Here is a 21,676-nt window from a genome sequence, read left to right on the forward strand (position 1 = left end):
GCTCACCTGCTGTCACCCGTGTCGGTCCCGCCGAGAGCGGCCCGCCCGGCCTCCAGACGGGCCACCGGGACCCGGAACGGAGAGCAGGAGACGTAGTCCAGTCCGGCGGTGTGGAAGAAGCGGATCGACTCCGGGTCGCCGCCGTGCTCGCCGCAGACGCCGGTCTGCAGACCGGGCCGGGCCGCACGACCCTCCTCGACGGCGATCCGGACCAGCCGGCCCACACCCTCGCGGTCGAGCGTCTCGAACGGCGAGGAGGCGAACACGCCCTTGTCCAGGTAGGCGGAGAAGAACGCGGCCTCGACGTCGTCGCGGGAGAAACCCCAGGTGGTCTGGGTCAGGTCGTTGGTGCCGAAGGAGAAGAACTCAGCCTCCTCGGCGATCCGGCCCGCCGTGAGCGCGGCCCGGGGCAGTTCGATCATCGTGCCGACGGGGCAGTGCACCGCCACGCCCGTCTCCTCGCCGACCTCGGCCAGCACCCGCGTCACCTCCTCGCGGGCGAGCCGCAGTTCCTCGACCGAACCGACCAGCGGGACCATGATCTCCGCCCGGGGCGAGCCGCCGGCCCGCACCCGCTCGGCCACCGCCTCGGCCACCGCCCGCACCTGCATCGCCACGAGCCCCGGCACCACGAGCCCGAGCCGGACGCCGCGCAGGCCGAGCATCGGGTTCTCCTCGTGCATGCGGTTCACGGCGTCGAGCAACTCCACGTCGTGCGGCTCGGGTTGTCCACCCGCGGCCTCCGCGACGGCGACACGTACGGCGAGTTCGGTGCGGTCGGGCAGGAACTCGTGCAACGGCGGATCGAGCAGGCGGATGGTGACGGGCAGCCCGTCCATCGCCCGCAGGATGCCCGCGAAGTCCTGTCGCTGGAGCGGGAGAAGAACCGCCAGCGCCTTGTCACGGCCCGCGTCGCCACGGGCGAGGATCATCTCCTCGACCAGCTTGCGCCGCTCGCCGAGGAACATGTGCTCGGTGCGGCACAGCCCGATGCCCTGAGCCCCGAACCGCCGGGCCCGCGCGGCGTCCTCGGGCGTGTCGGCGTTGGCCCGGACCTCCAGACGGCGTACCACGTCGGCGTGTTCCAGGGCGCGGGCGACCGCCGCGACCACGCTGCCGGTCTGTTCGCCGGACTCCAGATACCGCATCGTGGTCGAGGCGACGAGCGGCACCGCTCCCGCGTACACGGCACCCGTGGAGCCGTCCACCGAGATGAAGGTGCCCTCCTCGACGACCGTGCCGTCGCGGGCGGTGAACCGCCGCGCGCCCGTGTTGACGGCGATGTCCTGCGCACCGCACACACAGACCCGGCCCATGCCCCGGGCGACGACGGCCGCGTGGCTGGTCTTGCCGCCCCTGCTGGTCAGCACCGCCCGGGCCGCGACCATGCCGGGCAGGTCGTCGGGGGTCGTCTCCTCGCGTACGAGCACCACCCGCTCGCCGGCGGCGGCCCGCCGTACCGCCTCGGCGGAGTCGAAGACGGCCGCACCGGACGCCGCGCCGGGCGAGGCGGGCACGCCGTGGGCGAGCTCCGGCCCGGCCCGGCCGGTGTCGAAGCGGGGGAACATCAGCCGGCCGAGCTGTTCCCCGTGCACCCGGCCCAGCGCCTCGTCGGGGGTGATGAGCCCCTCGCCGGTCAGTTCCGCGGCGATGGCGAAGGCGGCTTCGGCGGTGCGTTTGCCGACCCGGGTCTGCAGCATCCACAGCGTGCCGCGCTCGATGGTGAACTCGATGTCGCACAGGTCGCGGTAGTGCCGCTCCAGCGTCTGCGCGTGGTCGCGCAGCTGCCGGTAGGAGCGCGGGTCCAGCCGCTCCAGCGCGGAGAGGGGCACGGTGTCACGGATGCCGGCGACGACGTCCTCGCCCTGGGCGTTCGGCAAGTAGTCGCCGTACAGGCCGGGCTGTCCGGTGGCCGGGTCGCGGGTGAAGGCGACGCCGCTGCCGGAGCCGGGGCCGAGGTTGCCGAACACCATGCGCTGCACGGTGACCGCGGTGCCCAGGTCGTCCGGGATGTGCTCGCGCCGCCGGTACACGCGGGCCCGCCCGGCGTTCCAGGACCGGAACACGGCGAGGACCGCCTGCCGCAACTGCCCGGCGGGGTCCTGCGGGAAGTCCTGGCCGGTCTCGTCGCGGATCAGCCTCTTGTACGTCTCCACCAGCCAGGCGAGGTCGGACGCGTCCAGATGGACGTCGTCGGGCGCCTCCCGGGCCCCCTTCAGCAGAACCATGGCCTCGCCGAACAGAGCAGGGTCGACGCCCATCACGGTGCTGCCGAACATCTGCACCAGCCGGCGGTAGGAGTCCCAGGCGAAACGCTCGCTTCCGGACACCTTCGCGAGGCCGAGCACGGAGTCGTCGTTCAGGCCGATGTCGAGGACCGTCTCCATCATGCCGGGCATGGAGAAGCGAGCGCCGGAGCGTACGGAGACCAGCAGCGGATCGTCGGGCTGCCCCAGCAGCCGCCCGGTCGTCCCCTCCAGCGCCGACAGGTGCCGGGACACCTCCGCCGCCATGCCGTCCGGCTCCGCACCGGTGGCCAGGAAGGCGCGGCAGGCCTCGGTGGTGACGGTGAACCCCGGCGGCACCGGCAGGCCCAGCCGGGTCATCTCGGCCAGATTGGCGCCCTTGCCGCCGAGCAGACCGGCCAGGTCACGGCCCCCGTCCCGGAAGTCGTACACATAACGGACCATGGCGGGCACTCCTCGGCAGCGCGGTCTCGCGTACGCCTCCAGCGTCGGCCGGGACGGTACGGCCGGGGAGGTGCCCACGGTCCCCCTGACCGGGCCGATCGGCCCCGGCCGGAGCGGACCGTGCCGGGCGGACCCGGCAGAGTGGCCGGTTGCACCGGTCCGTATACCGTTGCCCGCCCGGGCGGGCTACGGTGGAGCCGACCCCGGATGCCGGGTCCGCGAGCCGAGGGACCGGGAGGCACACGGTGGGAACTCCCGACGAGCTCCGCGAACTGCTGCCCCAGCTGAAGCTCGACGAGCTGCTGGGGGAGCTGCAGGCGCGGATCGACGCCGTGCGCGGCACCCGGGACCGTGTGCACAGCCTGCTCGGCGCGGTCCTCGCCGTCGGCCGGGAACTGGACCTGGAACACGCCCTGCGCTCCATCGTCGAAGCCGCCGCGACCCTGGTGGACGCCGAGTACGCGGCCCTCGGTGTCATCGGCCCCGACGGCACGACGCTGTCGGGCTTCCACACCGTCGGCGTCACCGAGGGGCAGATCGCCGAGATCGGCGCGCTGCCCGAGGGCCACGGCATCCTCGGTGAGCTGATCCGCCACCCCGAGCCCCTGCGCCTCGAAAAGCTCTCCCAGCACTCCGCCTCGTACGGCTTCCCGGCCCATCACCCGCCGATGAACAGTTTCCTGGGCGTCCCGATCCGGGTCCGCGACCAGGTCTTCGGCAACCTGTACCTGACCGAGAAGCGTGGCGGACTCGCCTTCGACGAGGAGGACGAGGCGGTCCTGTCCACGCTGGCCGTCGCCGCCGGCGTCGCCATCGACAACGCCCGGCTGTACGAGGACTCCCGGCTGCGCGAGCGCTGGCTGAGGGCGAACGCCGAGATCACGCACAGCCTGATGTCCGGCAGCGATCGCGCCGAGGCGCTGGACCTCATCGCGGAACACGCGCGGGAGAACTCCGGCTCCGCCCTCGCCGCGGTCGCGATGCCCGTGGAGGGCAGCGAGGCGCTCGGCGTGGAGATCGCGGTCGGTATGGACGGGGAGGCCCACCGGGGTCTCGTACTGCCCCTGGACCGGACGCTGATGGGGCTGGCGTTCTCCACCGCCGCCCCGGTCATCAGTGACGACGTCTTCCACGACGAGCGGATCTCCGCGGAACCCCCGCGCTTCGAGGGGCTCGGTCCCGCCGTGGCCATCCCCATCGGCACCGGCGAGGGTGACGTACGCGGAGTGGTGCTGCTGGCCCGAGAGACCGGCGGGCCGGTCTACTCCGCCAAGGAGACGGAGACGCTGCGGGGATTCGCCGCGCAGGCCGCGATCGCGATGGAGCTGGCCGAGCGCCGGCACGACGCCCAGCGGATCGCCGTGCTGCAGGACCGTGACCGGATCGCCCGCGATCTGCACGACCTGGCCATCCAGCGGCTGTTCGCCACCGGGATGACCCTGCAGAGCGCGGGCCGCTTCATCGACCACCCGGAGGCGTCCGAGCGGGTGCTGCGGGCCGTGGACGACCTGGACGAGACCATCAAGATCATCAGGTCGGCGATCTTCGGCCTGCGGACCCGTGAGAGCGGCGCCGGCGGCGGGCTGCGGGCCAGGGTCGTGCAGGTGGCCGGCGAGGCCGCGCGGGTGCTCGGCTTCGCACCCAGCGTGCGCATGGAAGGCCTGCTCGACACCGATGTGCCGCGTGAGATCGCCGACCATGTCGTGGCCGTGCTCTCGGAGGCCCTGACCAACATCGCCCGGCACGCGCATGCCCACCGGGCGGACGTGGCGGTCACCACCGACGGCCGGGAGATCCGCCTGAAGGTCTCGGACAACGGCGTCGGCATCCCGCCCGACGGCCGGCGCAGCGGGCTGCGCAACATGGCCGAGCGGGCGGAACAGCTCGGCGGGCGGCTGGAGATCGCCTGTGCCGAGAGCGGGGGCGCCGCGCTGGAGTGGCACGTTCCGCTGCCCGGGAAGTAGCCGGTGCGGGGTGCGGGGCCGACGGGGTGGTGTCTCGGGCCCACTCGGCCCATGACGCCGACGCCCCGGGGTCGCAGGCTGAAGGTGTCCCACGACGCAGCCGAGCCCTTGGAGGACGCCATGAACGGCACTCCGACCGTCGTGAACGACGTGATGGCCCACCGGGTCGTCGCCCTGCGCACCGGCGCGCTCTTCAAGGACATCGTGAAGGCCATGCGGCAGTGGCGGGTCAGCGCCCTGCCGGTGCTGGACGACACCGGGGTGGTCGTGGGCGTGGTCTCCGAGGCCGACCTGCTGCCCAAGGAGGAGTACAGCGACGCGGACATCGGGCGGTACGGGCAGCTGGGGCACCTCGCCGACGTACACAAGGCGGACGCGGTGACCGCGGGCGAGCTCATGACCGCCCCGGCCGTCACCGTGCGTCCCGAAGCCACTCTCGCGCATGCCGCCCGCATCATGGCCCGTACCGGGGTCAAGCGGCTTCCGGTCGTCGGCCGCGACGGCACCCTGAAGGGTATCGTCAGCCGCTCCGACCTGCTGAAGGTCTTCCTGCGGGACGACGCCGACATCGCCGCGGAGGTGCGGCACGAGATCGTCCTTCGGCTCTTCGGCCCGCACTCCGACACGGTCCAAGTAGCGGTGCACGACGGCGTCGTCGCACTCTCCGGGCAGGTCCGCGAGACCGTCCTGATCCCCCTGGCCGCCCGGCTCGCCCGGGCCGTGCCGGGCGTGGTCGACGTGGAGTGCGCACTGACCGGCCCACCCCGCCGCGCGGGCTTCGCCCCCGGCCTCCACGGTGCCGGCCGGACCCGTACGGGCTGAGGCGGAGCCGTCGGCCGGGGACAGGAGGCGGCGGCGATGGCGGGGCCGGCTCCGGCGAAGCTCACCCCGGTGCGGCTGTGGCACTGGCGGCGCAATCCGCTGCGCCGGCACAGCGATGTCGTCGAGGGCTGGATCGTGCTCGCCGTCTGGATGTTCGCGATCCTCGCCGCACTGTCGGCCGGTGCGATGGCCGCACAGGCCGTGGGCCGGTCGATCGAGGTGCACGCGGTGTCCGCCGTCCTCACCGACGCGGCGGCGCGCACCCCGGCCGACACCGGTGGATACGACGGCGGGCGGGTGTGGGCCGCCGTCCGCTGGACGGACGCGGACGGCTCGGTGCACACGGGTCAGGCGAAGGTCTTCCCGGGCGCACCGGCGGGCACCCATGTCACGGTGTGGGCGACCCGAGGCGACCGGGTGGTGTCCGCTCCGGTCACCGGTGCCGCGGCGACGCTGGAGGCGGCCACGGCCGGCGCCCTGGTCGCCCCCGCGGCCGGGGCCGCGGTCTGGGGCGTGGGACGGGTGGTCCGCGGCCGGCTCATCCGGCGGCGCATGGCCGAGTGGGACGCGGAGTGGCGGCGGGTCGGACCGCGGTGGGGGAACCTGAGCGGAGGCAGAGGCTGAACGCAGCACCCGACACGGTCCTGTGGGCCGTGTCGGGTGCTGCTCGTCCGTGCTCTCGGCTCTGCTCTCGCTCCTTCTCGCCTGGTCTCAGTCCTTCTCGGTCGCGGTGAGCCGGCAGTCCACGCCCACCACACCCTCGACGCCACGCACCAGCCGGGTGGCGAGTGGTATCCGGGTGGCGTCCTGGACCCGCCCGGTCAGGGTGGCCACGCCGTCGGCGACCGTGATGTGCACGGGCTCGACCGGCGCCGGGAACAGCACGTCGACGATGTCACGCCGGATCTCGTCGGCGAGGTCGTTGTCCGGGCGCAGGAACACCTTCAGCAGGTCCGCCCTGCTGACCACGCCCTCCAGCAGGCCTTCGGTGTTCACCACGGGCAGCCGTTTGACGTGCCGCAGCGCCATGATGCGCGACGCCTCGGCGATCGTGGCGTCGGCGTGCACGGTGACGGCCGGCGTGCTCATCAGCTCCTCTGCGGTGACCGCGCCCGCCTTGGCCAGGTCGGCCAGCCGGCGCCGCTGGGTGAACCGGTCCGGATCGCTGCCCCGGAACTCCTCCTTGGGCAGCAGATCGGCCTCGGACACGAGCCCGATCACCCGGCCGTCGCCCTCCAGCACGGGAAGGGCGCTGACCTGCCACTGTTCCATGCGCTCGACCATGTCCTTGAACTGAGCCTTGCGGCCGACGGCGACGACGGCATGCGTCATCACGTCACACACGTGGTGCGGGCTGCTCTCCATGCTCTCCTCCTCACAGGGCCGAGGGGTCACATCAGGCTGCCGCTGCCGTAGGGGGCGTACAGATCGAGCAGCCGGACCCGGGAGGCGTGCAGCCGCTGGGCGACCACTTGTCCGACCCAGACCGCGACCGCCCGGCCGAACTCGGCGTCCTCGGCGCACAGCCGCAGGACCGCGTCGGCATCGAACTCCCAGGCCCGTACCGGGCTCGTCGCCTGGGCACCCAGGTGCCAGAGGTGCGGCGGGAAGTGCCAGGACCAGCCGACGAGTTCGCCGTGACCGAGTGTCTCGATCACGGCGGGCCGGCGGCCCGGCACGTGCAGGTCGAGGGCGACGGTTCCGGTGCGCACGATCCAGAAGCGGTCGGCGCGCCGCCCCTCCTCGAACAGGCGGATCCCGGCCTCGAAGGAGACCTCGCGGGCGAGACGCATCAGCCGTTCGCGGTGCGCCGGTTCAAGGGCCGAGGTCATGGTGGTGGCGGAAGTCATCGCACCGGCTCCCTTCATGGTGTGTACCCCCAGCCTGGTCTCGTCCGGCACCCGTCACCACGGGCCGCCAGGACCCGGCCCGGGGCCCTTCGGCCCATGCATGCGGACAGCTGGGGCAGGTCGGCCGCCATCCGGGACAACCGCCGCACCAGCTGCTCCGGACCAGGGAGGGCTGCTCCAGCTTGTGCGGCGGTCCCGGGCCGGTGCGCCTTCATGACCATCCGTCCGTCGGGACCGGCAACCCGATCGAACGCCGCCACCGCCTCGTCCCGGGCCCATGCCCAGGGAAGCCGCGGAATGCCGTAGCAGCCCAGGAGTTCGGTGCTCTGCTGGGGATCGAGCAGGCCCGTCGGGATTCCGGCCCAGGAACGTGGCGACGGCGTCCCGCGCCCGCCCGGTCTCCATGTCCGGCAGCTCCGCCGCGGTGCCGGAGGGCCGGTTGAGCCGACGGGCCCGGGTGGCGGCATGGGCCAGGGGGCGGGTGGCGCAGCAGAGCGAGGAGGTCGTCGACGAGATCGGCCGCGGTGTCGATAAGTTCACCAGGCGTGCGGGTGGCGATGAGGTCGGCCTGCGTGAACAGGGCCTGCCGGGTGATGTCCGGGGTGGCCGCGGCGGCCGTGTTCGCGGCGGCTGCCCGCCGGCCGGCCTCCGAGCGGCCGGCGTCCACGGTGAGCACCGGCGTCGTGCGGGCCGCCCGGCGGGCAGTACGCGCGAAGGCACGCGGATGCCGAACGACTCCGGATGCAGCAGCGCCAGGTTCGTGCCGACGGCGCCCGACGGTACGGCGACTCCGGCGGTGCCCGGGCCGGGATGCCGGGCGGCGTGGCGTCCGGCCGGACGCCGGGCTCGGTGTCGGCCGGGACCGGGCAGTCCGGGCCGAGCAGACCCGTGCCGTGGCGCCGGCAGGCCCGCATCAGTGCGCCGGCCTGCTCGGCGTCCGGGCGGGTGACCGGCGCGGACAGGGGCTCATCGGGCTGCGCACGGGGCCGAGCGGCCCCGTCACGCGTCCCGGACATGGGGCCAATGGCGGGCGGCGAGGCCATGCGGCCCATGACAGCCGACGTCGGGCGGACGAGCGTGGAAGAGCACGCGAGGCGCGACGACGAGGCCGACCGCCGGCGACGTGTGACGCGGCGCCTGTGCGTGGGCCACCCCACCGGGCGCCCGGCACAAGGAGGGCAACCGTGAACGAACAACCCGTGGTGCGGAGTCTGATGGACGCCGCCCCGTACGCGATCAGCGAGGACGAGAGCGTGCTGATGGCCTGGGAGATCATGGAGAGGTCCGGGCAGCGCGAGCTCCCGGTGGTCCGCGGGGACGGCTGTTGCGCCGGACTCCTGGACCGAGCCGAACTCGCCGTGGTCTGCGCTGCCGCCGCCACGACGCTGTCCCGCCGCAGGGTGCGCGACCTCGTGCACGCCCGCCGGACCGTCACGGTCCACCCCGAGGACCCCGTGCCGCGCGCGGCGTCCGTGATGGCGCAGGAGCATCTCGACGCCCTGCCGGTCACGGATGCGCACGGGCGACTGATCGGACTGCTGACGGCCCGGGACTACGTCGCCGCCGCGGCCGGCCTGCCCAGCGGCGCCGAGCCCGTCGGCCAGGCGGCTCCCGCACGGGTGACCTTGCCCGCACTGCCACCGCGTCGCGCCGTACGGGAACACGGCATCGTCATCCCGTAGCGGACAGTTCGCGAGAGCCGAACGGCCCCGGTCCCGGGGCCGACGGGTCCCTGCGCGTGCCGGTCGCCCGTGACGATGATCAAGGGATGCACGGATAAGGAGAACCAGAAGTGATCGCTGTCGTGGGGCGCACGGATCTCTCCGCGCCGGCACTCACGCTGCCGGAGGAGGAGCCGCGCCCCCGCCCGGCCGGCTTCGCCCGCGCGGGCCGGGCCGGGCGCGTCCGCGCGGGACACGGGCGGTCCGTGGCGTTCGGGCGGGCCGCGCGCGGGGCGGGGCCGGCCCTGGTGACGGTGCTGCCGTCCCGCGACGGCCTGCCCGCGTGGCTCGGCGAGAGAGACCGCAAGGCGGCCGGGGAACTGCTGTCGCTGTCCCAGCAGGTGCGGCTGCTGGAGTACCACCCCGGCGATCGCACCTCGTGCGGCACGGCCGACGAGGGCCTGCCGCGCTCGTGCGCCCGGGTCCCGGCCGTGGGGGACGGCTCGCCCTCGTCCGGCAGGGACACGACGGCGCACCTGGTCGCCTGCGCCCGCGGTCACGGTGCCGACGTCGAGGTGCTCTGGCCCCGGGGAGCCGAACACAGGGCCGTCGGCGGAGAACCGTCATGACCGGCCCGTCGCCTTCCTCCCCGCCTGTCGCCCGCCTGGTCGAGCTGAGCCGGGAGGAGGCCCTCGGGCTGCTGGCCGGCGTGCCCATGGGACGGGTGGGCTTCACCCACCAGGCACTGCCGGTGATCCGGCCGGTCAACCACCTCGTCACGGACACCGGCGACGTCGTCATCCGCACGCACGCCGGAGCCGCCTTGCTGACCAGCGCCACGGCGTCGGAGGTGGTGGTGTACGAGGCGGACCACATCGACGGGGACACGCACACCGGCTGGAGCGTCATGGTCACGGGTATCGCGAGCCGCGTGACCGACCCGACGACGCTGTCCCGCTACCACGCCGAACTCACGCCCTGGGTCAGCAGGGACACGGAGTACGTGGTCCGCATCGACGCCGAACTGGTCACCGGATACCGTCTTGAGCGGTCCCGTCCAGGCATCACAGATCGTTGCCCGCGTACGACAGGTTGAAGCTCTTGTTGGTCAGGGGGAAGTCCGGAACGATCGTGTCCGCCAACGCGACCGGCAGAGCAGGCCAGTTGAAGAACGACGGGTCGACCGGCTTGACCCGGGCCAGGGTGCCGTCGGCGGCGAGTTCCACACGGGTGGCGATGGTGCCGCGCCAGCCTTCCACCAGACCGACACCGCTCCTGCCCGCCGACCCGGACGTGGCCGTCGGCCCCTGGCCGGTTCGCGGGGCGGTGAGGCCGTCGGCGAGGTGCTCGATCAGGGCGAGGGAGGCGTCGATCTCCTCGGCGCGGACCAGGAAGCGGGCCAGGACGTCGCCGCCGGTGTGCACGGGAATGCCGAGCCGGGTGCCGTGGCCGGTGAACGGATGCGCGACGCGGGCATCGCCGGTGAGACCGCTGGCGCGGGCGACGTAGCCGAGGCAGCCGATCTCCCGTGCGGCGTCGGTCCTCAGGACGGCGGTGCCGGTGAAGCGGTCGCGCACCGTGGAGTGGCCGAGCGCGAGACCGGCGATCTCACGGATGTCCGCGCCGATCGCCTTCAGCCGCCGTACGTCGGGCACGCACCGCAGGACGGCACCGCCCGGTACGACGCCGCCGCGCAGCAGCCGGTGGCCGGTGGTCTCCAGGTTGAGGCGCAGGAGCTGTTCACGGACGCGCTGGGCGTGGGCGTTGAGGACGCCGTGGCCTGCGTCGTTGCAGAGCATGCCGAGGTCGGCGACGTGGTTGTGGATCCGCTCCAGCTCCAGCAGCAGGGCGCGGGCCCGGCGGGCCTCGGCGGGTACGTCGGTGCCGGTGGCCTCCTCGACGGCCAGACAGTAGGCCAGGGCGTGGCCGACGGCCGTGTCGCCGCTGATGCGTTCGGCCAGCGGCAGACCGGCAGCGACGGTCCGGCCCTGGAAGAGCTTCTCGATGCCCTTGTGGACGAACCAGAGGCGGGCCTTGAGTTTGAGGATGGTCTCGCCGACGACGGAGAACCGGAAGTGGCCGGGCTCGATGAGACCCGCGTGCACCGGGCCGACCGGGATCTCGTACACGCCGTCGCCTTCGACCTCCAGGAAGGGGTAGGGGCCTTCCTGTTCGGCGAAGCGCGGCGGGGGGCCGGCGGCGGGGTTCATCGGGTACCAGCCGCGGGGCCAGTGGAAGTGCCGCACCAGGCGGTGGGGCAGGGGGTGGCCGAGCGGGACGATGCCGAACAGATCCCGCATCTCGCGTTCGAACCTGCCCGCGGGGAAGGAGAGATGGGCCAGCGTCGGCAGCACGGGCCGGTCGGGGTCGAGCCGTACCTGCAGTTCGGTGCGGGTGTCGGGCGGGCCCGCCGCGAACAGGTACACCACGCGGATGCCGTGGTCGTCGTGGTGGGCGGCGATCAGGGCGAGCCGGTGTCCACCGGTCAGCAACTGCTCGAAACGATACGGAAGTTCGGTCGCGGTGAGCTCTTCTGTGGTGCGCATCGACGTCAGTGGCCTCCGAGCGTCTTGGCGGCGGCGTGCAGCAGGCCGGTGAGGGGGCCGGTGGTGATGCCCAGGGCGGCGCAGGCGACCAGACCGAGGACCAGCGGCCAGATCCCCGGCTCCGCCAGGCCCGAGGGCCGGGACGGAGCGGGGCCGAGGAGCATCCGCGCGGTCCGGGCGGCAAGGGCGGCGCAGGCGGCCACCACCAGCAGCAGGGCCCCGGAGGTCGCCCAGGCCAGGCCGGTCCCGGCGGCGAAACCGGCGCGGGCGATGCCGAGTTCGGAGGCGAAGAGGCTGAACGGCGGGAAAGCCGTCAGTGCCACCACCGCGAAGCCGAACGCTCCGCCCAGGGCCGGCGCCCGGGCGAGCAGCCCCCGCACCCGGCCGATCCTGGCGGTGCCGGTCAGTTGCAGGATGCGGCCGGCACCGCAGAACGCGGCCGACTTGGCGAGCCCGTGGCCGGCGATGTGCAGCAGGGCGGCAGACAGGGCGAGCGGGCTGCCGATCGCCGCCGCCAGGGCGATCAGGCTCATGTGCTCCATGCTGGAGTAGGCCAGCATCCGCTTGTGGTCGCGCTGGGCGAGCAGCAGCCCGGCAGCGAGCGCGAGGGTGAGCAGGGCCATTCCGGCGAGCAGTACGCGGGTGAAACCGGCGCCGAGGGCGGCGTCGGCGATGACCCGGTAGCGCAGGATCGCGGCGAAGGCGACGGACAGCAGCACCCCCGACATGAGCGCGGAGACGGGCGCGGGCGCCTGGCTGTGGGCGTCGGGCAGCCAGGCGTGCAGCGGGATCAGCCCGGCCTTGGCGCCGAAGCCGAGCACGACCAGGGTGATGCCGAGCCGGGTGACCGCCGGGTCGAGCCCGCCGGCGCGGGCGACGAGGGTGGGCCAGCTCAGGGCCTGGGCCTCGGCGATGCCGGCCTGCCGGGCCGCGTAGTAGATCAGCACGGTGCCGAGGAAGGCCAGCGCGATGCCCGCGGAGCAGATCACGACGTACTTCCAGGCGGCCTCCACCGAGGTGCGGGTGCGGCGGTGGCCGACGAGGAAGGCGGTGACGATGGTGGTGGCCTCGACGGCGACCCACAGCACACCGAGGTTGGCGGTGACGACGGCCAGGCACATCGCGGCCAGGAAGGCTTGTACGAGGACGTGGTAGTGCCGCAGCGTACGCTCGCTCGCCCGTCCGGCGGCGCGTTCGCCCGCCAGATACGTGGGCGCCGAGCCGCAGGCGATGAGCGCGACGGCGCCGATGACGAGCAGCATCCACGCGGTGAGGGCGTCGGCGCGCAGCAGCCCCGCGCAGGCGGAGACGGGTCCGGCGCCGACGACGTCCGCCGCCAGCAGGCTGCCGCACAGCAGGATCGTGCCGGGCGGGACGAGCGCCGGCCAGGCGGCCGCACACCGGCGGGGCATGAGCGCGTACGCCGCGGCGACGACCAGCGGCGCGGCGACAGGGGTGATCACCAGCGCGGACCCTTCTGATGGATGCAGCATCAGTCGTGCAGCTCCCGCAGGTCGTCGATGTCGGTCGTGCCGAACGCCTCCCGCATCCGCGTGGTGAGGATCTGCAGCACCAGTACCGCGAGCAACACGTCGAAGGAGACCCCGAGTTCGACGATCAGCGGCACACCGGAGGTGGCCAGGAAGGCGGTGGCGGTGATGCCGTTGTCCAGCAGCAGGAAGCCGACCACCTGAGCCGGCGCGCGTCTGCGGGTGACCAGGACGAAGAAGCCGATCAGGACGACGGCGAGCCCCACCGGCAGGGCATGGGTGGCCGGCGTCGGGGCCAGCCGGGTCAGGGGCCGGCCGACCGCGTAGGCGAGCAGGGTCAGCAGTGCCGCGGTGAGCAGCGAGGCGGCGACGGTGACCAGGGGCTGGGTCTCGCGGACCTCTTCGCCGCCGTGGCCATCGGCCGGCACGGCCGTCGCGCGCCGCATCAGATACGGCAGGACGCCCGCCCTCAGCAACCCCAGAGCGACGCCCACGGCGGTCAGGTCCCCGCGTTCCTCGTGCGCGCCGAGCAGCAGGGCGATCGCGGCCAGGGCGACGCCCTGGAGGGCGAAGGCCCGTACGATCGCGGCGAGTTCGTGCCGCCACAGCACGAGCACTGCAGCCAGCAGGAAGACACCGCAGGCCAGGTCGAGGAGCTGGGTGTAGAGGCCGTCGCTCATGGCGCTCCGTTCAGGAAGTACGACGCGGTCACCGCCAGCAGCGCCAGCAGGAAGGACCCCGCGAGCAGTTCCGGCACCCGGAACAGGCGGATCTTGGCCCAGAACACCTCGGCCGCCGCGAGGAGCGCCCCCAGGACGGTCAGCTTCACCACGAACAGCACCAGCGCCACCACCAGAGCCGTCCAGGAAGGGCCGGTGGCGATGCCCCACGGCACGAACAGCGAGGACAGCAGGCCGAGCAGCAGGGTCAGCCGCATCTGGGCGCCGAACTCGACCAGCGCGAGGTCGGGTCCGGCGTACTCCAGCACCATCGCCTCATGGATCATGGTCAGTTCGAGGTGGGTGGAGGGGTTGTCCACCGGGATCCGGCCGGTCTCCGCGAGCACCGCCACCGCGAGTGCGGCCACCGCCAGCAGCCCGGCCGGGGAGGCGAGCCGGGCCGGCTGGTGGATGGCGCCGGCGACGATCGCGGGGACGTTGGTCGTCCCGGCCGGTATCGACAGCGCGAACACCGACAGCAGCAGGGTCGGCTCCACCAGGGAGGCGACCGTCATCTCACGCGAGGCGCCCATCCCGCCGAACGCGGTGCCCGAGTCCAGCCCGGCCAGGGCGAGGCCGATCGTGCCGAGCGAGATCAGCGCCACCACGACGATCAGGTCCGCGTGCCCGCTCACCGGGGTGTCCGTGGACAGCAGCGGCAGCAGCGCGGCGGCCACGGCGGCGGTGGCGGCCAGCAGGGCGGGGGCGGCACGGAACGCGGGGCCGGTCCCCACCGGCGTGACGGGTTCCTTGCGCAGCAGTTTGCGCGCGTCCCGCCAGGGCTGCAGCACCCCGGCCCCGGCCCGCCCCTCCAGGCGGGCCCGGACCTGCCGCATCCACCCGGTCAGCAGCGGCGCCCCGGCCGCCACGACCGTGACCTGACCGGCGACGGCCACGTACCCGAGTCCGTGCGTCACCAGCCCACCGCCAGTGCCAGCAGCAGGACGACCAGCCCGGCGAAGCCGTAGCCGAGATACAGATGGACGCTGCCGCCCGCCAGCCCGCGGGCCGCCTGCCCGGCACCGGCCAGCGCGCGCAGCACCGGGTCGTACAGCCGGTGCTCGATCCGGTCGGGCACCCGGTGCCGGAACCGGACCCGTCGCACCAGGTACGCCGACTCCCGCACCGGGGTGACGTCCACATGCTGCTCCGGGGCCAGCACATCGTCGAAGACGCGTTGCAACGGCTCGGCGAACGAGGTCGCCGTGTACGTCATGCGCGGCGTCGGAGCCCCGCCCCCGCAGTCCCACAGCCGGGCGTTCACTCGGCGCCCGCGCCGACCGCGGAGCCGGGGCAGGCCGGTGGCCGGCAGGATCGCGGCCGTGAGGGCGGCCACCACCCACAGCGGGGACAGCGAAGCGGAGATGCCGGCGAGCCGCACCCGCGCTCCGCCCCCCGACACCGCCCCCGTGCCTGGCAGCCCGACCGCGCCCACGGCCCGGTCGAGGCCGTCACCCAGGAGTCCGGGCACCACCGCCAGCGCCACGATCGCCACGGCGAGCAGGGCCATCCCGGCGAGCATCAGCGGCGGCGCCTCCCGCGCCGAGGCAGCGCGCCGATCGCGCGGCCGGGCGAAGAAGCCGACGCCGAGTGCCTTCACGAACACGGCAGCGGCGATACCGGCCGACAACGCGATCAACGCCACCGACAGGGGCAGCGCGACCGCGACGGCCACACCGGGCACCTGCCGGCCGTGGACGAGGGACTGGAGGAGCAGCCATTCGCTGACGAAGCCGTTGCCGGGCGGCAGCGCCACCGCGCCGAGCGCGGCCAGCGCGAAGCAGCCGGCGGTGACAGGCAAGCGGGACCGCAGCCCGCCGAGCCGGTCCAGATCGCGCAGGCCGGTGGAGCGCTGCACGGACCCTGCCGCGCAGAACAGCAGGGCCTTGAACGCGGCGTGGTTGACGACGTGCAGCAGCGCCGCCGCCAACGCCAGCGCGGCCAGTGGCCGGTCACCGTGGGAGGCGAACAGCCCGCAGGCGCCGACACCGATGAGGACCAGGCCCATGTTCTCGCTGCTGGAGTACGCCACCAGCCGCTTCAGGTCGGACGCCACCGCCGCCTGGAGGACGCCGTACACGGCACTCGCCCCGCCCACCGCCAGCAGCCCCAGCCACCACCACGCCGGGCCGCCGCCGAGCAGATCGAGCGCGGTGCGCACCAGGCCGTAGATGCCGAGGTTGACCATGGCCGCGCTCATCAGCGCCGCGACGGGGCCGGGGGCCTCGGGATACGCCCGTGGCAGCCAGGCGTGCAGCGGCACCGCCCCCGCTTTCGAGGTGAAGGCCAGCGCCAGGAGGGCGAAGACGAGCCCCCGTACGCCCGCTGGGACGCCGGATGCGCCCGCCCGCAGCGCGGTGAAGGTCTCTCCACCGGCCCGCGCGGCGAACAGTGAGAATCCGGCCAGCAGCAGAACCAGGCCCAGGTGGGTCAGCACCGCGTACCAGACGCCCGCCTGCCGTACCGAGGCATGCTGCTGGTGTTCGGCGAGCACCAGCAGCAGCGAGCCGAGCGCCGACACCTCCCACAGCAGCAGGAACGTGGACACCGACGCCGCCACCGGTACGAGAACCAGGCTGAGCGCGAACAGCGGCAGCACCGCCTGCGCCGTCCGGGAGCCGAGGCCCCCGGAGCCCCGGCCGGCCGCGTACCCGATGCCGTACACCGCCACCGCGGCCACGACGGCCCCCGCCACCGCCATGAACAGCCCCGCCAGCGCGTCCACCGCCACCTGCGCTCCGGCCGGCGGCACCAGCCCGGAGCAGACGGCCGCCCAGCGGTTGCCGCTCAGTGCGGCCGCACCCGCCACGGCACCCGCCACCCCGACACCGGCCGTCAGCACTCCGACGACCGGGACACGCGGCCGGTACGGCAGCGCGAGACCCGCCGCCGCCCCCGCGCCGCCCAGTGCCACGGCCGTCGCGAGGGCGGCCGGAATCGCGCTCACCGTCCGGTCACTGTCCTGAGCGCCGCCACGATCGCCGCCGGCTCCGGCGGGCACCCCGGCACCGTCAGATCCACCGGTACGACATCGGCGACCGCGCCTTCGACGCCGTACCCGCCGGCGAACTCCCCGCAGTCGAGCGCGCAGTCACCGACCGCGACCACCAGCCGCGGTGTGCTCATCGCGGCGACCGTGCTGCGCAGCGGCCCGGCCATGTTCCGGGTCACCGGTCCGGTCACCAGCGCCACGTCCGCGTGCCGGGGCGAGGCCACCAGCCGCGCCCCGTACCGCTCGGCGTCGTACACCGGGTTGAAGGCCGCGGCGATCTCGATCTCGCAGCCGTTGCAGGAACCCGCGTCGACACAGCGCACCTGCGCCGAACCACGCAACTCCCGTGCCGCCTCGGGTACGTCGCCCGCCGGGGGCGGCGGTGCCGGTTCGGCGACCCGGCCGGTGCTCAGGATCTTGCGCAACAGGCCCATGAAACCTCTTCGTACTGGTGGTGAGGACTTCCGCCAGTGACAAACAAGGCGACCAGGGGCCCGAGTTACGGGGGTTTTCCAGTGCTTTGCCTAGGTGGGGATACTTTGCCCCTCTCGTAGGCGTTCGATAGCCGACGCTACGCCGGCGGTTTCCCCTCCGGCTGGGCCGCCCGCAGGTCGGCGAGCAGCTCCGCCTGCCCCGCCAGTACGCCGGAGAGGATCGAGCGTGCCACCCGCAGCAGTTCCGCGACCTCGGGGCTGGCCAGGGAGTAGTACACGTTCGACCCCTCCTTGCGGGTCCGCACCAGGTTCGCCCGACGCAGTACGGCCAGCTGCTGGGACAGGTGCGCCGGCTCGATGCCCACCTCGGGCAGCATCTCCGCGACCGCGTGCTCGCGCTCGCTCAGCAACTCCAGGACGCGGATGCGGGCCGGATGGCCGAGCGTCTTGAAGAACTCGGCCTTCAGCTGGTACAGCGGCGCGCTCATCGCATCCATCCACTCGTCAAGAACATGTGACCCATCCTCGCGTGCGACACGGCGGAGCCGAACTCCGCACCCGGCCGCCGGCCCGGTGGCAGGGCCGGTTCAGGCCTTCTTGACCACGCTGGACTTCAACTGCATGGCGCCGAATCCGTCGATCCTGCAGTCGATGTCATGGCCGTCCGTGCCGTCGACGAGCCGGATGCCCCGCACCTTGGTGCCCGCCTTGATCCCGGTCGGGCTGCCCTTGACCTTGAGGGTCTTCACGACGGTGACGGTGTCGCCGTCGGCGAGCACGTTGCCGACCGAGTCCTTGACGACCTTGTCCCCGCCCGCGCCGGCGGACGCGTCGGACGGCGACCATTCATGGCCGCACTCGGGACAGACGAGGAGGGCACCCATCTCGTACGTGTACGTACCGGAGCACTCGGGGCAGGCGGGAAGGCTGTCGCTCATGGAACCAGTGTCTTTCTTTCGGTGAGCGGATACGAATGTGGGTCAGGTCGCAGTGCGGACGGGCCGGGGTCACAGGGGCAGGGTGATCCAGACGGTCTTGCCTCCGCTGTCGGCGTCGTCGCGGACGACCGCGGTCCCGCCCAGGCCGAGGACGAGCTCCATCACGGTGCCCAGGCCGCCGGCGCCGGACGCGAAGAGCGGGGGCCGGCCGGGGTGACGGTCGTGGACGCCCATGGCCAGGCAGTCCCGGCCCGCGGCGTAGACCACGGTGAGCTGCGGGGAGAGTGCGGCCGCGTGCCGGACGCTGTTGGTGACCAGTTCGCTCAGGATCAGCAGGGCCGGGTCCACGGTCGGGTGCCGCAGCCCGATGCCCCATTCCATCAGGGTCTGTTCAGCGGTCTCGCGGGCCACGCGGACCGCCGACGGCACGGCCGGCAGGGTGAGCACGTGCCGGTGCGGCAGTGCCTCCGACTGCGTGGTCATCGCCGCACCGCCCCCTGGACGAGATCATTCATCGGACTGCTTCCTCGCTGGTGCCGGCGCTCTCCCGGCTCGTCTTCCGCGCCGGTACGGCGGGCAGGACGCCGGCCGACTCCAGGTGGTCGCGGGCGGCCTGGATCGCCTCGGGCGTCCCGGCGTACTCGCGGCCCGCGTGCCGCAGCAGACCGAGGGCGCCGACGGAGTCGAGGACCTGGCGCTGGCCGGGACGTATGCCGGAGGCCAGGACGAGGATGCCGCGCCGGTTCAGCTTCTCCACCGCGTCCTTCAGGACGAGGGCGCCGGTGGCGTCCATCGTGGACACCCGCGACATCCGCAGGATCACGACCCGTACGTCCGCGACCTCGGTCAGCTCCAGAAGGAAGCGGTGCGCGGCGGCGAAGAACAGCGGTCCGTCGATGCGGTAGGCGACGATGTGCTCGGCCAGCAGCCGGTGCTCCTCGGCGGTGTGGTCGCCCGGGTCGAGCGGGACCTGGTCGAAACGGGCCTGCTTGGCCACCGCGCGCAGGGCCAGGGCGCCGGCGACGACCAGGCCGATGATCACCGCGTACACCAGGTCCAGCGCCAGCGTCGCCGCCGCCGTCAGCACGAGTATCACCGCGTCGGACCGCGTGGCCTTCGCCATCGCCTTCAGCGAGCCGACCTCGACCATGCGGACCGCCGTGGCCAGCAGGACGCCTGCCAGCGCTGCCAGCGGGATCCTCGACACCAGGGGAGCCGCGGCGAAGACGATCACCGCGAGGACGGCGGCGTGGGTGAGGGCGGCCAGCCGGGAACCCGCACCCGTACGGACGTTGACGGCGGTCCGGGCGATGGCTCCGGTGGCCGGGACGCCGCCGAACAGCGGGGCGGCGATGTTGGCCAGACCCTGGCCGAGCAATTCCCGGTCCGGGTCGTGCCGTTGTCCCACCGTCATCGCGTCGGCGGCGGCCGCGGACATCAGCGACTCCAGCGCCGCCAGGGCGGCCACCGCCACGGCCGGGGCGAGCAGCGAACCGAGCGCGCCGGGCTCGAAGAAGGAGAGCGACGGCGCGGGCAGTCCCGCGGGCAGGTCGCCGATCGGCTTCGCGTCCAGGTGGGCGACCTGGGCGACGACCGTCGCGGCGATCACGGCGACGATGGAGAACGGAACGGTCGGCCGCCACCGGGCACCGGCCAGCATGAGCACGACCACGGCGACCGCGAGCCCGACGGCGGTCCAGTTCGGCGCCGTCACGAACTCCCGGACCGCGTGCCAGGTGACGACGAGCACCTTGTCGCCCTTCGGCTTGGGCACGCCGAGCGCGTTCGGCACCTGCTGAAGGCCGATCACACAGGCGATGCCGAGCGTGAAGCCCTCGATCACGGGTGCCGGTACGTACCGCATGTAGCGTCCGGCCCTGAGCAGGGCGAGGGCGACGAGCATGACGCCGGCCATCAGCCCCACCGTGAGAACGGCGGTCGGACCGTACTGGGCGACGATCGGCACGAGGACCACCGTCATCGCGCCGGTCGGCCCCGACACCTGCAGATTCGATCCGCCGAACACCGCGGCCAGCGCGCCCGCCACCACGGCGGTCGCCAGTCCCGCCTCGGCGCCGAGCCCGGAGGACACCCCGAATCCCAGGGCGAGCGGCAGCGCCACGATCGCCACCGTGAGCCCGGCGAACAGATCACGGCGTGGATCGCGCCGTATCTGCGCCAGATCGGAGCGGGCGGGCAGCAAGGAGGTGAGGCGGGCCAGAGCCGCCCGGACGGCCGTCGTGCTCATCGGGTGCCGACCTCGGCTTCCCGCAGCTCGGCCGGCAGTTCGTTCCGCTCCACCCCGATGGCGGCCGGCAGATCCCGCACCGGCATCGGCCCATCCTGCAGCAACTCCAGCACCCAGTTCTCCTCGCAGAGCTGTGCCCGCGGCCATCTGCGAGCACAACGAAGACAGCATCTAAGCAATTGCTGATTTTCGCAATTCTACTATCCGATCTATAGAAGTTTGCGGAGATTGCCGGCTGTGGGTGTTCGGTCAGGTGGAAGACCCGTGCTCCTGCATCTCCAGGAAGCGGCCGTGCCAGGAGTGATACCAAACGGCTCCGGTGGCCGCGTTGACCGAGAGCATCCCCACGATGTGGTCGTCGCGCAGGGTGTGCAGGGTGTAGTAACCGGGGAACAGGTCGGGTCCGGCGGCGTGCAGACCGGTGCGGTGGTCGCGCAGCCACCGGTCTGCGATCCGCACCGCCTGTCCGGAATCGACCTTCGCGGCACCGAGCCGGGTGCCGGCGGGCATCATGCCGTAGGCGGTGTTCCAGATCATCGCCGGCCCGAATTCCAGCCGGACCCGGCCGCTGCCCGGGTCGACGAGCACCTCGGTGGCGCCCTTGCCGGAGGAGTCGAGGAGCTGGGCGTAGAACCCGTTGCTGAACCGCATGACCTCCCCGACGTGCAGACCCCAGTGGCCGGCGAAGCGCGTGGCGGCGCGGTCCGCGTCGGCCAGGTTCCGCACCGGTTCCCGCCGCGCCGTCACCTCGCCCGCCATCATCCCGGCCCGTGGCCGCCACGACGGGGAGTCGTGGCCGGCGGCCCAGAGGAGTGAGGCGATCAGCGCGGCCACCGCGGCGATCAGCACGGCCAGTGGCAGCCCCCGCGCACGGAGACGGTTCACTGCGGCCTCGGCCGGTGGGCGGCGAGGCGTTCGCGCGCCTCGGTGTATGTGTCCGTGTCGATCTCTCCCGAGGCGTAGCGCCGGTCGAGGATCTCCTCCGGGGTCTCCCGGTGCTGCTGGCCTTCCCAGCCGTGGCCGCGGCCGGACGCGCCCGCGGACGAGCTGTGCGTCAGGCGGATCACGGCCCACACGGCGAGGCCGATCAGCGCGATCCACAGCAGGGGCATGAAGGCCATCCAGGCCCAGCCGCCGTCCCAGTACATCACCGCATCCACCTCCACCAGCGAGGTTTCGAACAGCTTCTGCCCTCATGGTGGGCCTCGGCCGGGGGCCCGGGCCAAGGGCTCTTCGGGCCCGGTCCGGGGCCAGTCGGCACCTCTCGCACGTCTCCTTCTCGTGGGCCGGTCCTGCTGACGGGCCGCTCCGCGCCGCCGAGC

Annotated in this window: 21 protein-coding genes and 2 pseudogenes; 6 read left to right on the forward strand and 17 right to left on the reverse strand. The window is 73.3% G+C overall.

Annotated features, from left to right (window positions below; genetic code table 11):
- Positions 1–2 precede the first annotated feature (2 nt).
- A complete protein-coding gene (gene ppdK / locus O1G22_RS40420) occupies positions 3–2,690 on the reverse strand; it encodes a pyruvate, phosphate dikinase (RefSeq protein WP_270085862.1) in 2,688 nt (895 codons plus the stop codon).
- 245 nt (positions 2,691–2,935) lie between these two features.
- Here ppdK and O1G22_RS40425 point away from each other — a divergent pair, with 245 nt between their 5' ends.
- The 3 genes from O1G22_RS40425 (at position 2,936) to O1G22_RS40435 (ending at position 6,100) form a co-directional block, all read left to right on the forward strand.
- Positions 2,936–4,654 (forward strand): sensor histidine kinase, encoded by a 1,719-nt coding sequence (locus O1G22_RS40425; RefSeq protein WP_270085863.1) that lies wholly within the window; start codon positions 2,936–2,938, stop codon positions 4,652–4,654.
- Positions 4,655–4,774: 120 nt separating this feature from the next.
- Entirely contained in the window at positions 4,775–5,476 is a 702-nt protein-coding gene (locus tag O1G22_RS40430; RefSeq protein WP_270085864.1) for a CBS domain-containing protein, read from the forward strand.
- Positions 5,477–5,512: 36 nt separating this feature from the next.
- A complete protein-coding gene (locus tag O1G22_RS40435; protein WP_270085865.1) occupies positions 5,513–6,100 on the forward strand; it encodes an Rv1733c family protein in 588 nt (195 codons plus the stop codon).
- An 87-nt stretch (positions 6,101–6,187) separates the two neighbouring features.
- Here O1G22_RS40435 and O1G22_RS40440 read toward each other — a convergent pair whose 3' ends face one another.
- The 3 genes and pseudogenes from O1G22_RS40440 to O1G22_RS45025 all read right to left on the reverse strand — a co-directional run.
- Positions 6,188–6,841 carry a CBS domain-containing protein gene (locus tag O1G22_RS40440; protein ID WP_270085866.1) on the reverse strand — a complete coding sequence of 218 codons (654 nt, stop codon included), beginning with the start codon at positions 6,839–6,841 and terminating at the stop codon, positions 6,188–6,190.
- Positions 6,842–6,867: 26 nt separating this feature from the next.
- The gene (locus O1G22_RS40445; RefSeq protein WP_270085867.1) at positions 6,868–7,326 is read right to left on the reverse strand and encodes a cyclic nucleotide-binding domain-containing protein; all 459 of its coding nucleotides are present in this window, start codon (positions 7,324–7,326) and stop codon (positions 6,868–6,870) included.
- Between the two features lie 517 nt (positions 7,327–7,843).
- Positions 7,844–8,264: pseudogene (locus O1G22_RS45025) on the reverse strand (bifunctional acetate--CoA ligase family protein/GNAT family N-acetyltransferase); the annotation flags it as partial.
- A 246-nt stretch (positions 8,265–8,510) separates the two neighbouring features.
- Here O1G22_RS45025 and O1G22_RS40455 point away from each other — a divergent pair.
- The 3 genes from O1G22_RS40455 (at position 8,511) to O1G22_RS40465 (ending at position 10,083) form a co-directional block, all read left to right on the forward strand.
- Positions 8,511–9,008: a CBS domain-containing protein gene (locus O1G22_RS40455; RefSeq protein ID WP_225094544.1), complete on the forward strand. Its 498-nt coding sequence runs from the start codon at positions 8,511–8,513 to the stop codon at positions 9,006–9,008.
- Between the two features lie 110 nt (positions 9,009–9,118).
- Complete coding sequence (locus O1G22_RS40460; protein WP_270085868.1) at positions 9,119–9,616, forward strand: hypothetical protein; 498 nt, start codon at positions 9,119–9,121, stop codon at positions 9,614–9,616.
- Positions 9,613–10,083 (forward strand): pyridoxamine 5'-phosphate oxidase family protein, encoded by a 471-nt coding sequence (locus O1G22_RS40465; protein WP_270085869.1) that lies wholly within the window; start codon positions 9,613–9,615, stop codon positions 10,081–10,083. Before O1G22_RS40460 ends, O1G22_RS40465 begins: the two co-directional genes overlap by 4 nt.
- Here the strand turns inward: O1G22_RS40465 and O1G22_RS40470 are convergent.
- From O1G22_RS40470 to O1G22_RS40525, 13 genes and pseudogenes are all read right to left on the reverse strand, one after another.
- Positions 10,052–11,533, reverse strand: coding sequence for a hydrogenase large subunit (locus O1G22_RS40470; RefSeq protein ID WP_270085870.1), 1,482 nt, complete (start codon positions 11,531–11,533; stop codon positions 10,052–10,054). The two genes, O1G22_RS40465 and O1G22_RS40470, sit on opposite strands and share 32 nt — an antisense overlap.
- Before the next feature lie 5 nt (positions 11,534–11,538).
- On the reverse strand, positions 11,539–13,026 hold the full coding sequence (locus O1G22_RS40475; RefSeq protein ID WP_270085871.1) for a proton-conducting transporter transmembrane domain-containing protein: 1,488 nt from the start codon (positions 13,024–13,026) through the stop codon (positions 11,539–11,541).
- Positions 13,026–13,703 (reverse strand): hypothetical protein, encoded by a 678-nt coding sequence (locus O1G22_RS40480; protein ID WP_270085872.1) that lies wholly within the window; start codon positions 13,701–13,703, stop codon positions 13,026–13,028. The genes O1G22_RS40475 and O1G22_RS40480 overlap by 1 nt, the downstream gene beginning before the upstream one ends.
- Positions 13,700–14,659, reverse strand: coding sequence for a respiratory chain complex I subunit 1 family protein (locus O1G22_RS40485; protein ID WP_270085873.1), 960 nt, complete (start codon positions 14,657–14,659; stop codon positions 13,700–13,702). The genes O1G22_RS40480 and O1G22_RS40485 overlap by 4 nt, the downstream gene beginning before the upstream one ends.
- Positions 14,656–16,689, reverse strand: coding sequence for a proton-conducting transporter transmembrane domain-containing protein (locus tag O1G22_RS40490; protein WP_270085874.1), 2,034 nt, complete (start codon positions 16,687–16,689; stop codon positions 14,656–14,658). Before O1G22_RS40490 ends, O1G22_RS40485 begins: the two co-directional genes overlap by 4 nt.
- Entirely contained in the window at positions 16,686–17,168 is a 483-nt protein-coding gene (locus O1G22_RS40495) for an NADH-quinone oxidoreductase subunit B family protein (protein ID WP_270085875.1), read from the reverse strand. Before O1G22_RS40495 ends, O1G22_RS40490 begins: the two co-directional genes overlap by 4 nt.
- Before the next feature lie 137 nt (positions 17,169–17,305).
- On the reverse strand, positions 17,306–17,656 hold the full coding sequence (locus O1G22_RS40500) for an ArsR/SmtB family transcription factor (protein ID WP_225094535.1): 351 nt from the start codon (positions 17,654–17,656) through the stop codon (positions 17,306–17,308).
- A 99-nt stretch (positions 17,657–17,755) separates the two neighbouring features.
- Positions 17,756–18,106, reverse strand: a complete 351-nt coding sequence (locus tag O1G22_RS40505) for a zinc ribbon domain-containing protein YjdM (protein ID WP_225094534.1) — start codon at positions 18,104–18,106, stop codon at positions 17,756–17,758.
- 69 nt (positions 18,107–18,175) lie between these two features.
- Positions 18,176–18,589, reverse strand: a complete 414-nt coding sequence (locus O1G22_RS40510; protein WP_270085876.1) for an ATP-binding protein — start codon at positions 18,587–18,589, stop codon at positions 18,176–18,178.
- Positions 18,590–18,617: 28 nt separating this feature from the next.
- Complete coding sequence (locus O1G22_RS40515) at positions 18,618–20,354, reverse strand: SulP family inorganic anion transporter (RefSeq protein ID WP_270085877.1); 1,737 nt, start codon at positions 20,352–20,354, stop codon at positions 18,618–18,620.
- A gap of 23 nt (positions 20,355–20,377) precedes the next feature.
- Positions 20,378–20,467, reverse strand: a pseudogene (locus tag O1G22_RS45030) (transcriptional regulator); the annotation flags it as partial.
- 136 nt (positions 20,468–20,603) lie between these two features.
- Positions 20,604–21,239, reverse strand: a complete 636-nt coding sequence (locus tag O1G22_RS40520; protein ID WP_270085878.1) for a hypothetical protein — start codon at positions 21,237–21,239, stop codon at positions 20,604–20,606.
- Positions 21,236–21,520, reverse strand: coding sequence for an SHOCT domain-containing protein (locus tag O1G22_RS40525; RefSeq protein ID WP_270085879.1), 285 nt, complete (start codon positions 21,518–21,520; stop codon positions 21,236–21,238). The genes O1G22_RS40520 and O1G22_RS40525 overlap by 4 nt, the downstream gene beginning before the upstream one ends.
- Positions 21,521–21,676 lie beyond the last annotated feature (156 nt).

Origin of the sequence: Streptomyces camelliae, from assembly GCF_027625935.1 — a bacterium.
In the GTDB taxonomy this organism is placed as follows: domain Bacteria; phylum Actinomycetota; class Actinomycetes; order Streptomycetales; family Streptomycetaceae; genus Streptomyces; species Streptomyces camelliae.

Excerpts from the sequence above, each read along its gene's own strand:
- ppdK (WP_270085862.1), bottom strand. The coding sequence starts at position 2,690 with ATGGTCCGTTATGTGTACGACTTCCGGGACGGGGGCCGTGACCTGGCC.
- O1G22_RS40430 (WP_270085864.1), top strand. The coding sequence starts at position 4,775 with ATGAACGGCACTCCGACCGTCGTGAACGACGTGATGGCCCACCGGGTC.
- O1G22_RS40435 (WP_270085865.1), top strand. The coding sequence starts at position 5,513 with ATGGCGGGGCCGGCTCCGGCGAAGCTCACCCCGGTGCGGCTGTGGCAC.
- O1G22_RS40440 (WP_270085866.1), bottom strand. The coding sequence starts at position 6,841 with ATGGAGAGCAGCCCGCACCACGTGTGTGACGTGATGACGCATGCCGTC.
- O1G22_RS40445 (WP_270085867.1), bottom strand. The coding sequence starts at position 7,326 with ATGACTTCCGCCACCACCATGACCTCGGCCCTTGAACCGGCGCACCGC.
- O1G22_RS40465 (WP_270085869.1), top strand. The coding sequence starts at position 9,613 with ATGACCGGCCCGTCGCCTTCCTCCCCGCCTGTCGCCCGCCTGGTCGAG.
- O1G22_RS40470 (WP_270085870.1), bottom strand. The coding sequence starts at position 11,533 with ATGCGCACCACAGAAGAGCTCACCGCGACCGAACTTCCGTATCGTTTC.
- O1G22_RS40475 (WP_270085871.1), bottom strand. The coding sequence starts at position 13,026 with ATGCTGCATCCATCAGAAGGGTCCGCGCTGGTGATCACCCCTGTCGCC.
- O1G22_RS40480 (WP_270085872.1), bottom strand. The coding sequence starts at position 13,703 with ATGAGCGACGGCCTCTACACCCAGCTCCTCGACCTGGCCTGCGGTGTC.
- O1G22_RS40495 (WP_270085875.1), bottom strand. The coding sequence starts at position 17,168 with ATGGGCCTGTTGCGCAAGATCCTGAGCACCGGCCGGGTCGCCGAACCG.
- O1G22_RS40500 (WP_225094535.1), bottom strand. The coding sequence starts at position 17,656 with ATGAGCGCGCCGCTGTACCAGCTGAAGGCCGAGTTCTTCAAGACGCTC.
- O1G22_RS40505 (WP_225094534.1), bottom strand. The coding sequence starts at position 18,106 with ATGAGCGACAGCCTTCCCGCCTGCCCCGAGTGCTCCGGTACGTACACG.
- O1G22_RS40510 (WP_270085876.1), bottom strand. The coding sequence starts at position 18,589 with ATGACCACGCAGTCGGAGGCACTGCCGCACCGGCACGTGCTCACCCTG.
- O1G22_RS40515 (WP_270085877.1), bottom strand. The coding sequence starts at position 20,354 with ATGAGCACGACGGCCGTCCGGGCGGCTCTGGCCCGCCTCACCTCCTTG.